General features: G+C 53.2%; 12 protein-coding genes. 1 reads left to right on the forward strand and 11 read right to left on the reverse strand.

All coding sequences use genetic code 11. The features are described 5' to 3' along the window. Window positions 1-28 precede the first annotated feature (28 nt). From ybgF to HOJ95_01230, 8 genes are all read right to left on the reverse strand, one after another. Window positions 29-850 (reverse strand): tol-pal system protein YbgF, encoded by an 822-nt coding sequence (gene ybgF, locus HOJ95_01195; GenBank protein ID MBT6393296.1) that lies wholly within the window; start codon window positions 848-850, stop codon window positions 29-31. A gap of 50 nt (window positions 851-900) precedes the next feature. After that, on the reverse strand, window positions 901-2,481 hold the full coding sequence (locus HOJ95_01200; protein MBT6393297.1) for an Rne/Rng family ribonuclease: 1,581 nt from the start codon (window positions 2,479-2,481) through the stop codon (window positions 901-903). After that, complete coding sequence (locus HOJ95_01205; GenBank protein MBT6393298.1) at window positions 2,471-5,272, reverse strand: TIGR03960 family B12-binding radical SAM protein; 2,802 nt, start codon at window positions 5,270-5,272, stop codon at window positions 2,471-2,473. Before HOJ95_01205 ends, HOJ95_01200 begins: the two co-directional genes overlap by 11 nt. Before the next feature lie 163 nt (window positions 5,273-5,435). Beyond that, on the reverse strand, window positions 5,436-6,590 hold the full coding sequence (gene rodA / locus HOJ95_01210; GenBank protein MBT6393299.1) for a rod shape-determining protein RodA: 1,155 nt from the start codon (window positions 6,588-6,590) through the stop codon (window positions 5,436-5,438). Next, window positions 6,587-8,491 (reverse strand): penicillin-binding protein 2, encoded by a 1,905-nt coding sequence (mrdA, locus tag HOJ95_01215; protein ID MBT6393300.1) that lies wholly within the window; start codon window positions 8,489-8,491, stop codon window positions 6,587-6,589. Before mrdA ends, rodA begins: the two co-directional genes overlap by 4 nt. Before the next feature lie 6 nt (window positions 8,492-8,497). Beyond that, window positions 8,498-9,019: a rod shape-determining protein MreD gene (gene mreD, locus HOJ95_01220; protein ID MBT6393301.1), complete on the reverse strand. Its 522-nt coding sequence runs from the start codon at window positions 9,017-9,019 to the stop codon at window positions 8,498-8,500. Beyond that, window positions 9,016-9,852, reverse strand: coding sequence for a rod shape-determining protein MreC (gene mreC, locus HOJ95_01225; protein MBT6393302.1), 837 nt, complete (start codon window positions 9,850-9,852; stop codon window positions 9,016-9,018). Before mreC ends, mreD begins: the two co-directional genes overlap by 4 nt. A gap of 58 nt (window positions 9,853-9,910) precedes the next feature. Then, on the reverse strand, window positions 9,911-10,933 hold the full coding sequence (locus HOJ95_01230) for a rod shape-determining protein (protein ID MBT6393303.1): 1,023 nt from the start codon (window positions 10,931-10,933) through the stop codon (window positions 9,911-9,913). A gap of 315 nt (window positions 10,934-11,248) precedes the next feature. Between HOJ95_01230 and HOJ95_01235 the strand changes: the two genes are divergently transcribed. Next, complete coding sequence (locus HOJ95_01235; GenBank protein MBT6393304.1) at window positions 11,249-13,144, forward strand: hypothetical protein; 1,896 nt, start codon at window positions 11,249-11,251, stop codon at window positions 13,142-13,144. 81 nt (window positions 13,145-13,225) lie between these two features. Here HOJ95_01235 and HOJ95_01240 read toward each other — a convergent pair whose 3' ends face one another. From HOJ95_01240 to thiD, 3 genes are read right to left on the reverse strand one after another with little or no spacing between them, the layout of a single operon-like run. Continuing rightward, entirely contained in the window at window positions 13,226-13,540 is a 315-nt protein-coding gene (locus HOJ95_01240) for an AbrB/MazE/SpoVT family DNA-binding domain-containing protein (GenBank protein MBT6393305.1), read from the reverse strand. A 38-nt stretch (window positions 13,541-13,578) separates the two neighbouring features. Beyond that, window positions 13,579-13,983, reverse strand: a complete 405-nt coding sequence (locus HOJ95_01245) for a cupin domain-containing protein (protein ID MBT6393306.1) — start codon at window positions 13,981-13,983, stop codon at window positions 13,579-13,581. Further along, window positions 13,980-14,798, reverse strand: coding sequence for a bifunctional hydroxymethylpyrimidine kinase/phosphomethylpyrimidine kinase (gene thiD, locus HOJ95_01250; protein ID MBT6393307.1), 819 nt, complete (start codon window positions 14,796-14,798; stop codon window positions 13,980-13,982). Before thiD ends, HOJ95_01245 begins: the two co-directional genes overlap by 4 nt. Between the last annotated feature and the right edge of the window lie 290 nt (window positions 14,799-15,088).

Raw genomic sequence — 15,088 nt, forward strand, 5'->3', positions numbered from 1 at the left:
TGCGAATTAAAATATGGATGAAGTTATTTTACCGCTGGGTGCTGATTCCTGCTTGATGTAGCGTTCTGAGCCGTTTTTTTGCCTTTTCCGTAAGCCTGTCTTTGGGAAACTCCTCGATGAGTTTTTCGAATTCAAGAGCCGCCAGACGCGGATTTTTTATTCGAAGGTAGGTGAGAGCTCTTTTGTAGTAGGCGTCGGGGCCCTTTCGGCTATTCGGGTAGCGGGTCAGGACTTTTTTGAATTCCTCGAGTGCGGCCGGATATTCTCTTAGATCGTAATAACTCTCGCCCAACCAGTACTGTGCGTTGGCGGCAAGCTTGTTCTTGGGGAATTGTCTTAAAAAACTCCTGAAATAAAGTATTGCCTCCTCGCTTTTTCTTGCGCGAATCGACCTGTAGGCAATGTTGTAGGATTCTTGGGCCGTTAGGATGGCTTTTGTCGTAATAAAACGACGCGCCTTTGCCGTGGATTTTTTCTTCTCTCTCCGGGGCTGTGGCGTTTTCTTATTTGGGGTTCGCGGGCGAGAGGCTTTCTGGATGCGAGGCGCACTGGGCGTTTTTTCAATTGCTCCGCTGGTTCTTTGTAAACGCTCAATACGCTCCTCAAGTCCGTTTTGTTGTTTTGCGAGTTTACGAACCAGTTGACCAAGCGTCCCAATTTTTTTCTCGAAATCGGAAAGGCGAACTTCAAGACGGGCGCCTTGCTCCTGCGCGGACACTACCTGGCGGCTTAGCAAGGTTTCAGGTTGCTGCTCTGCGGGTGCCGGGGTCGTGGCGGATTCTTCATCCGGGACGGAGGCACAGGCGCTCAGGGCGAGGAGAAGTATCGCTAGAGCGAATTTGTTACGCATGCTCAAGAGCCCTCTGGGCAAGTCAATCAATAGAACATAATACACAAAAATCAGATGGCGATAACCTCGAAGCCTTCAATATGCAACTCCGGGTCTGCCTTGATGACCAACTGAATATTGAGGTAGCCCTCTATTTCCTCGACATGGGGCCGCTCCTCCTCGAGGAGTCGGTCGGCGACATCCGGATGAACGTTGACCATGAGTTTCCGGCTTTCCTGGTTCTGAGCGCGCACCCGCCGCACTTCGCGAAGCGCCTCATAGCTCACAGTTGTCGTGCTTTTCACCCGGCCGCGTCCTTCACAATAGGGGCAGTGGTCGGTGAGTACATGCTCCAGGCTCTCCCTGACGCGCTTTCGGGTCATCTCCACCAGGCCAAGTTCGCTGATTTTTGAGATCTTCGTGCGCGAGCGATCCTTGTTTAGTTCTTCCTTGAAGGCATTGATGATCTTATCCCGGTTCTCCTCGCGCTCCATGTCGATATAATCGACAATGACTATCCCGCCCAAATCCCTGAGTCTTAGCTGGGCAACGATTTCGCGGACAGCCTCGAAATTGGTCTGCGTGATCGTCTCCTCGGGGCTGCGCTTGCCAACGAAACGGCCCGTGTTGACGTCGATGGTGGTCAGCGCCTCGGTCTGATCGATGACGATGTATCCCCCGCTTTTCAGCCAGACGCGCCTACCCAGGGCTCGTTCGATCTCAAGTTCCACACCGTAATAGTCGAAGACAGGCTCCTCGCCCTTGTAGTGGTGAAGCTTGGGCACCAGATGCGGATAGTAGGCGCTCAGAAAATCACGGCACCGTGTGTATTCTTTCTCCGAGTCGATCACCATGCGCTCTATCGAGGAGCCGAAGACATCGCGCACCATGCGTTGAATGAGGCTGAGATTGGCGTGAATGAGAGAAGGCGCCGAGGCGTTATTGCTTTTCTCGAAGATGTCATCCCATAGCGCGTGGAGGAACATCATGTTGGCCTCGATGTCTTCGATGTTCATGCTCTCGCTGGCTGTTCTGACGATGTAGCCGGCGCCGGGCTGGCGGAACTGCTGGACAAGATTTCGAAGCCGTTTCCGCTCGGTTTCATCATCGATGCGGCGGCTAATGCCTATTTGGCTGATTGTGGGCATGTAGACAACGTATCTGCCCGGAAGGGTGATGTAGCTGGTCAGGCGCGAGCCTTTGGTGCCCAGGGGCTCCTTGCTGACTTGGACAAGCACCTCTTGGCCGTCTTTGAGAAGCTCCTCTATGCTTTTGTCGTTTTCGCTGCGGCCGTGGCGTCGGCCCCATCCGTTCGGGCGGTCAAAGCCGTTTCGATCATCATCGTCCGAGGGCTGATCAAAGTCGATGTCCTCGTCTTCCTCGACATGCTCGGCGGCATGTTTGCGGTAGCTTTCAATCGACTCAATCGTGTCCACGTCGTTGACATGGAGAAAGCCCGCTTTTTCCAGACCGATATCGACAAAGGCCGCCTGCATTCCGGGGAGAACTTTCGTCACCCGCCCTTTGTAGACGTTGCCGACGATTCCCTGCTCGCTTTTGCGCTCGGTGAAAAGCTCCGCCGCCACGCCGTTTTCTAGAAGCGCAACTCGGGTTTCAAATGGTTCTGCATTTACTATGATTTCAGATGACATTTTCCAGAGCGCGGGATAGACCCGCCTTCCTTTGCACGCCTATCTTGCGTATTTGGGTCCGAAGACATTCCTCGGGAGATAGACCCAGGCAAGTGGCCAGTATGTCGAAAACCTTCGGCTTGGTTCCGTCGCCGTACCGAAGGGTAAGATACAGTTCAAGGAATGATTTCCCTTCCGCCCCCTGTGCTGTTTTTCCTGTTTCGAGACCCGCGATAGCTGGGCGGGCATCGAAAATTATTGTTTTCCCTTTTCTTATTCGAGACATCTCTATCGATTCGGAGGCCATAACCCCTAAAACCGCCGCCTCGATATTGTCTTGGTGCGCCGGGTTGCGCTCATCAAGTTCAATCTTAATCTCATAAACGGCGGCCAAAAGCGAGTTCGCCACGCCCTTGGCGCCGGGCGCGAGTTTCCAGGCCGCCCATGGTCGAAGCCCCTCGGGGAGCGCATTTTGGATGGCGCGGAATACGTCGAGAATCCTGAATTCTCCGTCGGTCTCAAGTAGAGGTATGTCCACGAATTCCGCTCGGCTCTCCACCCCCACGGGAAGTGCGCTAGAGAATACAATCTTCGGATGGGGGTTGAATCCCCTGGTATGCTCGACGCGGAGCCCCGCTCGCTGAATGGCGCGGGAGAATGTGCGGAGGATTTCGAGATGGCTTAGAAAACGCATGTCGCCCCATTTCTCGAACATGAAGCGGAAGCGGCTGACGGGGACATCTGGCTGCAAGGCGGCAAGCGCGGGATTGTCGTTGGCGGCATCCTCGAAACCCACGGGTACCGGGCCCGAGGGCTCGCTTTGCCTGCGGCCTTGGGATTTCCGGCTTTTTTGCTGGGCAGGTATTTTTTGCTCTTTTATGATGCTGAGTTCAACGGGCTCATATCCGGTTCCGCTCTTGTTATCTCCGATAAGGGGAAGACGATTCTCAAGGGGCGGCATCGGTTTTTCGTAGTGGTACTTCACGCCCTTGTAGTTATCCAGAATTCCGCATTGCCCGCATGACTCGTAGCGACAGTCGCCCACCGTAATTTCTCGAAGGGAGCGATTCCACTCGGCCAGTTGATATTCCTTTGTCACCCCGCAGTCGAGATGATCCCATGGCAGAGGCTCATCGGTAGGTATCTCCCTGTAGGCGTACCATTCTGGGTCCAGGTCATGCGCCTCGAACGCCGCCATCCATTTGTCGAACTGAAAAAACTCTCGCCAACCATCGAACTTGCAACCCATGTCCACGGCCGTTTCGATGACGTTGGCCAGGCGACGATCTCCCTTGGATAGGATGGCCTCGAAAAAACTGTTCTTCGGATCGGACCAGCGCAGTTTGATGCGGCGATCTTTAATGCGCTCGCGGATAAAATTGACTTTGTCCTTGATGAGATCCTGGCTATCTTGCGGGAACCACTGGAAAGGGGTGTGCGGCTTTGGAACGAACGTCGAAAGAGAGACATTGATAAAGCGGAATCCGTCGCCCGTGCCTTTTTGTTTCATTCTTGAGCAGGCATGAAGCATATCGACCATTTGCCGAAGGTCGTCAAAATTTTCTGTGGGAAGGCCCAACATGAAATAAAATTTCACGCCCGGCCAGCCGGCATCGAGTATGTCTTGAAGATTGCGATTTAAATCGGCCTCGGTGAGCACCTTGTTGATTACGTTACGAAGCCGCTCGCTCCCTGCCTCGGGGACCAGGGTGAATCCGGTTTTTCGAACACGGGCTATCTGGGCGAGAAGTTCAGGGTCCATGGCCCCCACCCGGAGAGAGGGCAGCGAGATGGAGGTGTTGATGGGGGCGAGGCGCTCCATCATTCTGGGCACGAGACCTTTGAGGGGCTGGTAGTCAGCGATGCAAAGAGACGAGAGGCTTATCTCCTCGTAGCCAGTGTTTAGAAGTGATTCCTCGGCCAGTTCCATGACCTTCTGGGGGTCCCTGTCGCGAACGGGCCGGTAGACCATACCGGCATGGCAGAACCGGCAGCCCCGGGTGCAGCCCCGCTGCACTTCGAGCGTTACGCGGTCGTGGACGACCTGCGTATATGGAACGATGGGTTTGGTCGGGTGGGGCGAGTTATTGAGATCCTCAAGGAGGCGCGAGAGAACCTGCCGGTGCTTGCCCGATTTGTGGCGGTAGGCCTTGAGCGCCCCCCCTGTTTCATATTCGGGGTGATGGTGCGCCGGGATGTATATTCCGGAAAGTTTTTCGAGCTCGTTCAATAGCTCCGCGCGCGGCTTCCCGGAGTTTCGCCACTGTTCATGAACCTCAATAATTTCAGGAAAAATTTCCTCGCCGTCTCCAAGCGCGACCGCATCGAAAAACGGGGCCACGGGCTCCACGTTGAAAACCACGGGCCCCCCTGCGATGACCAGCGGGTCTTTCGAGCCTCTGGCTGAGGCCCTTCGGGGAATTCCAGCGAGGTCGAGCATATGCACGACATTACTGGCCGAGAGTTCATAAAGAAGAGAGATGCCCAGTATGTGAAAATCCCGGACGGGTATGCGGTTTTCCAAAGAGGCGAGGGGGGCGTTTTTTTGGCGCAAAATGTCCTCAAAGTCCCCCCATGGCATGAACACCCGCTCGGCCGCCGTATCTTCGCGCTCATTAAGTAGATGATACAGAATCCGAATGCCGTTGTGCGACATTCCGACCTCGTAACTATCTGGAAATGCAAGTGCTACGAGATTACGAACCTTCTTCGGGTCCTTTCGGACGACATTTACCTCGTTCCCTAGGTAACGCGAGGGTTTTTCGACAAACGGGAAAATATCCCGTGAATAATCTACTGGATTGGTTGTCACGCATTTAACTCCGTCAAAAAAATTATCTGCCGTGTTCTTGGCAGGAAAAGGTATTAGCCATTGATCAACTATCGATATCTTGGCGGAATCCTTCCGCTTTTACAACTATTACCGAATGTATCAGATTTGTGGGTGAAGTAAAAAGTAATTAAAAAACAAATGGTTAGGAGGACTGATAAAGCGGGACTAAACTTCTTCTCCGGATTCGGACATTCATCACCATGCCTGCGGCGAGGAAGGAGGCAAGAGAGGCGCTTCCCCCATAGCTTACGAATGGCAAGGGGATACCCACGATGGGGAATAATCCGAGCGTCATGGCGATGTTCAGCGTTGAATACATGAAAAATGAGGCGCCAATCCCTGCGGCGATCAATGCACCTTCGCGGTCTGCGGCATTTAGGGCTGTGGTGAGGCATCTCTGAATGAAGATACAGAACAACAGAAGAAGTATCGTGCCACCGAAGAATCCGAGTTCCTCACTCAGAACGGAGAAAATAAAATCGGTGTGTTTTTCGGGCAGAAAATTCAAGCGGCTCTGGGTGCCCTGCAGAAGACCTTTTCCCCAAAATTCCCCGCTACCTACAGCTATTTTGCTCTGCATACTCTGGTAGCCTGCGCCAAGAATATCGGATTCTGGATTCAGTACCGTTAAGATTCGTTTCTTTTGATATTCTTTTAAAAATAGCCAGCCGATTGGCAAAATAGCGACGCACACGGACGAGAGGTAGACGAGAACACGCCGCTCCACGCCCACAATCAACACCATTACGGTGGCAATCATGAGTATCGTCATGGCGGTGCCTAAATCGGGCTGCTTGGCCACCAGTCCGACCGGGATAATAACGAGAATGAAGGGATAAATGAGATCGCGAAATTTCAGCGGCTCGGTGGATTCGCGTGTTCCGAAATGCCTTGCGAGGACGAGAATCACCACGAGCTTTGCCAACTCTGAGGGCTGAACCCTTAGAGGACCAAATACGAGCCATCTTTTTGCGCCGTAGACCACGCGACCGGCGATAAATACGAATATCAACGCCGCCACGACGATGGCAAACAATAAATAGGAAAGTCGGGAAATAAGATGGTAGTCAAAAAAGAGGATAACGATGAGAAGCGTAAGCCCGATGGTGGACCAAAGCGCTTGTTTCCAGTGGAGGGAATTGGCCAGTAGCCTGTCGTTGGTGTGTATCCCGCTGTAAATCATCAAAACTCCGATACCCGAAAGACCGATTATCGTCCCTAACATTAGCCAGTCCACTTCGTCGAGAAGACGCCGAAATGGCGACTTCGGGGTAATTGAGGCATCAACGCTTCTCATCGAGTGGCCTCCGCTGCGCGATTAGGAAGCACTGCTTGTCGTGTAGGGGTTTTGCTGTTGTAGGCAAGAACTTTCTTGGATTTTTTGATTTGCAGGTGATGCGAAATCAACTCCTTGGCGATGGGGGCAAAAAAAGAACCCGAGCGTCCCGCATGCTCGCCGAGGATTGCCACGGCTATCTTTGGTTCCTCGAATGGCGCATAGGCTACGAACCACCCATGATCGCGGAATTTGCGCGGTAAGGATTCGGGTTTTCTCTTTCTTCCGGTGATGGCGAGACGAACGGTCTGCGCGGTTCCTGTTTTGCCAGCAACAATCACGCCCGGGATCCGGGCTTTTTTCGCGGTCCCCCTGACTCCGTTGACGACCTCCTTGAGTCCGTTTTGAACCGCTTGAAATATTTTTTTATCAAGAGGGATTTTTCGGATGAGGGTTGGCTTGTGCTCAAAGACGATCGAACCGTTTTTTCCAAAAATCCGCTTCACGATATATGGCTTCCAAAGGTTGCCCCCGTTTGCCGTCGTCGCAATTAGGTTGGCCACCTGCATCGGTGTGACAAGATTGAACCCTTGTCCGATTGAGACGCTAATGGTTTCGCCGCGGTACCATTTTTCCTTGAATCGCCTTTTCTTCCATGCATTGGATGGCACGAGCCCGCCTTTTTCCCTTGGGGCAAAGCCGGTGGGCGATCCGAGCCCGAACATTCTCGAATATCTTGCGATGCGCTCGATGCCGAGTTTGTTGCCGACTTGGTAGTAGTAAACATCGCAGCTCTGGGCGAGTGATTGGGTGAGATCGACAGGGCCGTGCCCCCCCCTTTTCCAGTCATTGAATACTCTGCCGCCAAAGGGGAATGTGCCGTAGCATTGTATTTTTTCCGTGGGGGAAAGGATCTTTTCGGCCTGAGTGGCGAAAGCCATGACAATTTTAAAAATAGAGCCAGGCGGATATTGCCCTCTGGTTGCTCGATTCTGGAGGGGTTTGAGTGGGTCTGTCGTGAGAGCACGCCAATCTTCTTTCAAAATTCCGCTCGCGAATTTATTGGGGTCGAAAGATGGTTTGCTCACCATCGCGAGGATGGCGCCGTCTGTGGGGTCGATGGCGATGATGGAGCCTTCGTAGTCTTTGAAAAGCTCTTCCGCTTTTTTTTGAAGCCCGTAGTTGAGCGTGAGCTGAATGTTGTTCCCCGGTTTGTCGATGAACGGTTTGACGACTTTGAATTCGCGCCCGTAGGCATCGACCTCCACCTGTTTGAAGCCGGTTTCGCCGCGAAGATGTTTCTCGTGTGAGAACTCGACACCGTATTTTCCGAGCAGGTCGCCCTGGCGGTAGCTGAGTTTTTTTAATTTTTTGAGCTGCCGGCCATTCACCTCACCGAGATAGCCGAGTAGATGGCCGGCATGGTCTCCATAAGGGTAGTGCCGTAGCGGTGCGACCTGGATAAAGACGCCGGGCAATTCGGGGCGGTGCTCCTCGATGAAGGCAACGGAGCGGCGATCTGCATCGGCTTTGATTAAAAGGGGGCGAAAGGGGCTCGACTTTCGAACCCTCTGCCGTATCTTCTCGTATGGTTGATCCGTTGCGACGGCGAGAAGGCGGATCTCCTCTTTGAGGTTCGTGGTGTCCTCTTCGATGAGATAGATGTTGAACGAGGGACGGTTGTCGGCCAGGACTTTTCCTTCGGCGTCGAATATCACGCCCCGGGGGCTTCTAACGACCCGCGAGGCGATGCGGTTGTTTTCCGATAGGGAGCGGTATTTGTCGCCATTGATGATCTGCAGATTCCAGATTCGGAAAAATAGACCGAGCAAAATCAAGGCGGCCACCGCAGAGAGGATTCGTATCCGGGTGCGGATTTCCTCGGGGATTTCCGCATTTTTTCGAAGCGGTGAGCCGTACATAATTCCTCAGGAGCGATTGGGATACGGAACGCCGATGGATTGAGGAATGATCTTGTCCTCGATGCCGCTCAGCAAGTGTATGAAGACCGGGGCCAGTATGGCGTTGAGAAAAATAGTTTTTAGGGAGGCATACCAATAGTCGGCGGATATCCCTATGTCCGGTTGGAACATCAGCGATAGCAGGGCCCACAGGACGACGTCGAACGCGGTTGTGAAAAAGCCCAGCGTCATCATGAAAAACCAGTTGCGCCCCGCGATGTCCCGCACCAGCCCGCCGGTTGAATAGCCCAAGAGCCCCTTGGACAGGGAGTTGGCCCCCAGAAGACCACCCGCGAGGATGTCCTGGAGGAGTCCCATGGCAAAGCCCGTGAGCAGCCCGCCTTCATTTCCCCGCCGCATGGCTATGTAGAGGGTGACGAGAAGCATGGCGTCCGGGCGGGCCGAGGTCCAGACGAAAAAATATTCTGAAAGCGTGGTCTGGAAAACGATGGCCCCGACGCCAGCGAACAGGAAGAAGATAATCGTCATCTCCAGGGGCTCTCCTTCGGGGGGACCAGCATGACCATGACCTCCTCAAGCTTGTTGAAGTCCACCGAGGGCGTCGCCAGAATGTTCTTGAATAAGCGCTTGCCATTTATGGAGGTGGCCACTACCCGCGCGACAGGCAGCCCTTTGGGAAAGATTCCGCCGAACCCGGAGGATACGAGTAGATCGTTGTTCTTCACATCGGCGTCCGCCGGCATGTAGCGCACCTCCCCCTGTTTTTCAGATGAGCTGGAGAATACGCCCTGGGCGCGGGAGCGCTGCACTAAAATGTCCACCGAGCTTCTGGTGTCGGTAATCAATAAAATCTGGCTTACCGAGTGCCCGGCGCGGAAGACACGACCGACAATTCCATTTTGGTGGATCACCGCCATGTTGCGGAGGATGCCGTTTGTCTTTCCCTGGTCGATGATGAGTGTTCTTCCGAAAGGGCTCTGATTGCGACCAACGATTCGGGCAAGAAGTATTTCGCCTTTCGCCGATTTGGCGACCCTCAAAAAGCCCTCAAGGCGCTCTACCTGGGATTGAAGCTCCTGCGCTTTGACGGATGCCCCCCGAAGCGCTGCCACCTCGTTTACAAGCCGTTTATTTTCTTTGCTGAGTCCGCGAAGGGCGACATAGCTGCTCCAGATGTTGCCTGTCCATCTTTTTGGCGCCGCCGCCGCCTCGATGAGAGGGCCGGTTAGGCTCAAGGCCATTTCATCGAATACGGTGGTGCCCCCGCGCCAACGGGCGCTGAGGGACATCAGCGTAAAGCATATAAGGAAAAGAGCGGTCAGAAGGGTGGCGTTTCGTCTTTCTTGGAGGATTTGAAGCATTTACCCACGTTCCGAGTGCAGGCGTACCAAAAAGATGACGTTCTGGGAAAAGAATATTCTAGACGGCGAGCTTGCCGAGAAGATCCAGCTCATCGAGCACCTGTCCAGTGCCTATAACGACGGCCGAGAGCGGATCTTCGGCCACCGTTACCGGCAAGCCTGTTTCATCTCGAAGGAGTATGTCGAGACCTCGAAGAAGGCTTCCGCCTCCGGCGAGGACAATCCCACGATCCACAATATCGGCGGCCAGTTCGGGCGGCGTGCTCTCAAGTGCGCTTCGAACGGCCTCGACGATTGCGTTTATCGGCTCCGATAACGAATCGCGGATTTCCTCGTCGCTGACAACGATTGTTTTCGGAATGGCGGCGACAAGATCGCGCCCCTTGATTTCGATGGTTTTTCTCTCGCCGACCTGATAGGCGGAACCGATAGACATCTTAATTTCCTCGGCCGTACGCTCGCCGATGAGAAGATTGTAATTGCGTTTTATGTAGCTGATGATCGCCTCGTCCATCTCGTCGCCGCCGACACGCACGGACTGGGCGTAAACGATGCCCGCCAGTGAAATTACGGCCACCTCGGTTGTGCCGCCTCCGATGTCCACTATCATGCTGCCACCGGGCTCCTCGATGGGAAGCCCCACGCCGATGGCTGCCGCCATTGGCTCTTCGATCAGGTAGACCTCGCGGGCGCCAGCGTTCTCGGCGCTGTCGCGCACCGCACGTTTCTCCACCTGTGTAATACCAGTGGGAACGCAGATCACCATCCTTGGTCGAACAAGGGTTTTTCTGTTGTGAACTTTCTGGATGAAATAGCGAAGCATCGCCTCGGTGATATCAAAATTGGCGATTACGCCATCCTTCATGGGCCGAATGGCTACGATGTTCCCGGGCGTGCGCCCGAGCATTGCCTTGGCCTCATTGCCCACCGCGAGTATCTGTTTGCTCTCTCTGTGTACAGTGACGACGGATGGCTCCCGGAGGACAATCCCCTTGCCTTTCACGTAAACGAGGGTATTTGCCGTTCCAAGATCAATTGCCAAGTCGTTTGAGAAGAGACCTAAAATCGATTTGAAAACCATATTAGGTGAGATCCCGTTGGGCGGACGGGTAGTGCTGTGTGAAAACGAGTAACATATGTAACACTCAAGTTCATAGAAATCAAGCAATAACCAACAGTTAGGGGATTTTTGAAATTTGGCTTATCGGATACTTGCAAGATGTCCGTAAAGTATTTTCATAATAATGGGCCATTGAGAATTTGATTTCATTTACCCATTGCGGCGCTCTGTGGGCTGAGATATCCTCAAACTCCATTTTGCCGCGTTGCTATATATCGTAATTCCATGCGCCAAGGGTGTTTTCATGCGCCAAGGAAGTAAGGGAGATAAGTTTTAATGCTTCGATTTCTACGAGAAAAAGGAAATTCCTGGCTTCTGAAGGGGCTCTTGGGGTTTGTAGCGCTTACGTTCGTGACCTGGGGCGGATTCTCCATGAATCAGAATCAGGTTGTCTCTGGTGGCCGGGTGGCGGCTTGGGTTAATGAGACACCCATCACCATCAGGGAGTTTGAGAGCCGCTATTTTCAACAGTCCGAATCCATGCGTAGGCAATTGGGCGCAGCATTCACGCCCGAGCTTGAGAGGCAGTTAAATCTGCGGCGCGTCACTTTTAATCAACTTGTTCAAGAAAAGCTTCAACTTGAGGAAGCCAAACGGCTTGGAATCGAGATATCTGACGGCGAAGTCGCTTTTCGTATTCAGGAGACCCCGGCTTTTCAGGTCGGTGGGCAGTTCGATCAGGCTCGCTACAAGGGGGTGCTTGATCAAAATCGTCTGAAACCCAGGCGCTATGAAGAACTGCAGCGCCGGACGCTGGCGACCTCACGCCTCAGGCAGTATATCGGGCTCGGGGCGTCAATAAATAATAATGAAATTGACGCGGCCTATCGTTGGGAAAACGAAAAGATTCGGGTGGATATTCTCCCGGTGAGGCCGGAGCTTTTGACCGCCGATATTTTTATTAAGCCAGAGGAAATCAAGGCGTACTACGAGAAAAACAAGAAGGCTTTTCGATTAGGGGAGAGACGCAAGGCGCAATGGTGGTATCTCCCGTATGAGGCGGTATCCAAGGACTACTCATTCAAAGATGAGGAGTTGAAAACCCACTACGGGCAAACCTTGTCACGATACAAACAAAAAGAATCGGCGGCGGTCAGTCAAATCATCATCAAGGTTGCCCCTGACGAGAAAAAAGAAGTGTTCGATAAAGCCAAGAGTAAGCTTTTGGATGTCCTTAAGAAAATTGTAGAAGGAGAGAGTTTTGCCGATCTAGCCAAGGCGAACTCCGAGGGACCTGCTGCATCAAAAGGTGGGGAGTTGGGTACCTTTGAGCGCGGGCAAATGCTTCCAGAGATTGAGAAGGTGGTGTTTTCCCTAAAAGAGGGGGAGGTGAGCGAGCCGATACAGACCTCCTTCGGCGTTCATTTGATAAGGGTGGGTAAACGGCTAGAGGCCGCCACACTTTCTTTTGACAAGGTTCGCGCCAAGGTTGAAGCTTCGCTAAGCGACAAGAGGGCTCGGGTGGATGCCAAGGAAAAGTTGCGATTGGTTCGATATAATTTTGAGGATAAAAAGCCAGGTACGCCGCCAGCGGGTCTCCGAAAAGGGGAGACTGGTTATTTTGAATTGAAGAGTGCGCCGGCCTCGGTTCCCGAGGGCGATGTATTCTTGAGCCTGATTTCTCCTTTGTCGAAAAAAGGTGGATTGTCCTCTGAGAAAACCGGAAACAAGGGCATGATGTTCGTTCATCTGATTGATGTGAAGCCCTCGGAGGAAGCCGCTTTTAAAGATGTGAAAGAGCAGGTCCGCCAGCGGGTGATGAACGAGAGGAGCGCTCAGTCGGCCGATAAGAAATCTGGGGTTTGGCTCGATGAGTTGAAGAAGGGAACACGGAATTTTGATGATTTGGGTAAGGAATTGAACGTGAAGGTATCCAGTTCCAAAGCGTTCTCCCGCGGAAGCGCCCCGGCTTCGATTTTACAGAATGCAGGCGCCGTGGAGGGTTTGTTTAAGTTGAAAAAAGGTGAGTTCGCCCGGATTCGCTCGGGCGGAGCCATTTCTCTGGTGCGTGTCTCCGAAACATCCACAGTGGATATGTCGAAGCTGGGAGAGCAGCAGAATACTCTTCGGAAAAAACTGATTGGGCAGAGGCGAAATTTGCTCTTCTCGCGTCGTCTCGACATTCTTCGAAAGGCAGCCAAAGTTCGGCTTGAGGAAGGATTCTCCCTTTAGGGAGACGAAAGGCGACTCGTCCGTCGGCGAGCCCCGCCCGGAGAAGGTGGGGTGAGCTAGCGGAGCAGTAAATCGAATCGCCTAGCGCCAAAAATCTTCCTTGTCCTCGGGCCGAATTTCGTGTTTTTCCTTGATGCGCTTTTCAAACTCAGCCGCCGCCTCTTTTTTGCGCGATTCTTGTTGCGCCATCAACTCGCCTAAGCCCGGTGTTTTCCTCTTGGCGGCCTCGGCGAATGGGTCTTTTACCAGATGGCGCGCCAGCGTAATGAAATCTCCGCGAATCTCAATTTTCAATTGATTGCCGGGCACAACATCCAGGGCTTCCATCACCCCTTTGGGCAGCCGAATGCGGCCGCCGTCTCCAACATCCAGTATGTAGGTGTTCTTATCGCTCATCTGAAGCACCTCTTTGTAGTTTGATGTTCGCTGGACGATTATTCGCCTGCGAGCCCGTATGCCCCCTTCTCGCGCAGAGCAACATTGGGCCCGGGCGGCGAGTAGATGACAATATACTTCAATGGTGCATCTCCGGTGCTGCTAATTTCGTGCATTTTTCCGGGCGGCACGAAAACGGCATCTCCCTCTGATACTTCAAGCCGCTCCTCCTCGATACGTATGACGCCCGTCCCGCTCATGATGTAGAACCCGTGTTCTTCATTGTCATGTTTGTGCGCCTTGGAGGTGAGGCCGGGGTCGAACTCGTTGACGAGAAGCGCAAATTCCTTGGCGCCCACGCTTTCCTCATCGAGCAGGATGCGGAAAGTGCTTCTGCCGCCTGGAACGGGAAGATCGCCTGAGGCCGCCTCGTCACGCCTGATGCGGTAGGGTTTTTCGCTCATGAAAGTTTCTCCGGATAATTGCGGTACATGTGATTGAGGGGGCCATGACCGCTCCCAAGCGGAAGCGCGTTTTCGATGGCCCCTTGAATGAATTCTTTTGCGCCCTTGACGGCCTCTCGTATTGTTTCGCCTCCGGCAAGGCCTGCGGCGATGGCGGAGGAAAGCGTACATCCGGTCCCGTGCGTATTGGGCGTGTCGATGTGGCGGCCCTCGAAAATAATGGGCTCGCCCCCTTCGAAAAAAACATCGATGGCCCCCTTCGTGATATGCCCCCCCTTCAGGAGGACGCTCTTGGCACCGAGTTTGAAAAGCAGGTGGGCGGCATTCTTCATCTCGTCAAGGTTCGTGATGGGATCAATTCCCAGAATATCACTTGCCTCCTCCGTGTTGGGGGTGATGATTTCGGCAAGCGGGAAAAGAAGATCGACCATAGCGCCCACGGCGCCAGCGGCGAGAAGGCGTGCCCCGCTTTTCGACACCATGACGGGATCGAGGACGAGATGTGTGAGATTGTGTTCCGCCACTTTTTTCGCGACAACCTCGATGACCTCCGAGGTGGCGAGCATTCCCACCTTTGTGGCGGCTACCGGGAAATCAGTGCAAACCGAATCGAACTGGCTGGCGATGAAATCGGGGGGGACGGGGTGTGTCGAATGGACCCCCCGAGTATTCTGGGAGGTGAGGGCAGTTATGACGGTCGTTCCAAAAACGCCGAAGGCCGAGAATGTTTTAAGATCTGCCTGTATGCCGGCCCCCCCGCCTGAGTCTGAGCCGGCAATCGACAGGGCGACAGGGACCTTTGGTTGGTGATTCATGTGGGTAACGTCTTTCTCGTATTGTTGAGATTAACAATTAAAAATCAATTACTTAATTGGAATTTCCTAGAAAAAACCATAGCTTTCAAGGGTATCACTTTAACATGACAAATCTACCACCTTTTTTAATATGTGCGAAATAGTTATAGGAGGAGGTTGAGCGGAGGATCGGGCAATTTTCCATGGGAACTTGGTATTTAGGATAAATCTTGACAAAATAGATTGGGAATTATAGTGTCTCTTTTTGATCGTTAATGATCGAGATATTCGCCTTTTACTACGACGAGGTT

Source organism: Nitrospinaceae bacterium (assembly GCA_018669005.1).
Lineage (GTDB): Bacteria > UBA8248 > UBA8248 > UBA8248 > UBA8248 > UBA8248.

Coding starts and splice junctions, on each gene's coding strand:
- ybgF (MBT6393296.1), bottom strand. CDS start 850: ATGCGTAACAAATTCGCTCTAGCGATACTTCTCCTCGCCCTGAGCGCC.
- HOJ95_01200 (MBT6393297.1), bottom strand. CDS start 2,481: ATGTCATCTGAAATCATAGTAAATGCAGAACCATTTGAAACCCGAGTT.
- rodA (MBT6393299.1), bottom strand. CDS start 6,590: ATGAGAAGCGTTGATGCCTCAATTACCCCGAAGTCGCCATTTCGGCGT.
- mrdA (MBT6393300.1), bottom strand. CDS start 8,491: ATGTACGGCTCACCGCTTCGAAAAAATGCGGAAATCCCCGAGGAAATC.
- mreD (MBT6393301.1), bottom strand. CDS start 9,019: ATGACGATTATCTTCTTCCTGTTCGCTGGCGTCGGGGCCATCGTTTTC.
- mreC (MBT6393302.1), bottom strand. CDS start 9,852: ATGCTTCAAATCCTCCAAGAAAGACGAAACGCCACCCTTCTGACCGCT.
- HOJ95_01230 (MBT6393303.1), bottom strand. CDS start 10,933: ATGGTTTTCAAATCGATTTTAGGTCTCTTCTCAAACGACTTGGCAATT.
- HOJ95_01235 (MBT6393304.1), top strand. CDS start 11,249: ATGCTTCGATTTCTACGAGAAAAAGGAAATTCCTGGCTTCTGAAGGGG.
- HOJ95_01240 (MBT6393305.1), bottom strand. CDS start 13,540: ATGAGCGATAAGAACACCTACATACTGGATGTTGGAGACGGCGGCCGC.
- HOJ95_01245 (MBT6393306.1), bottom strand. CDS start 13,983: ATGAGCGAAAAACCCTACCGCATCAGGCGTGACGAGGCGGCCTCAGGC.
- thiD (MBT6393307.1), bottom strand. CDS start 14,798: ATGAATCACCAACCAAAGGTCCCTGTCGCCCTGTCGATTGCCGGCTCA.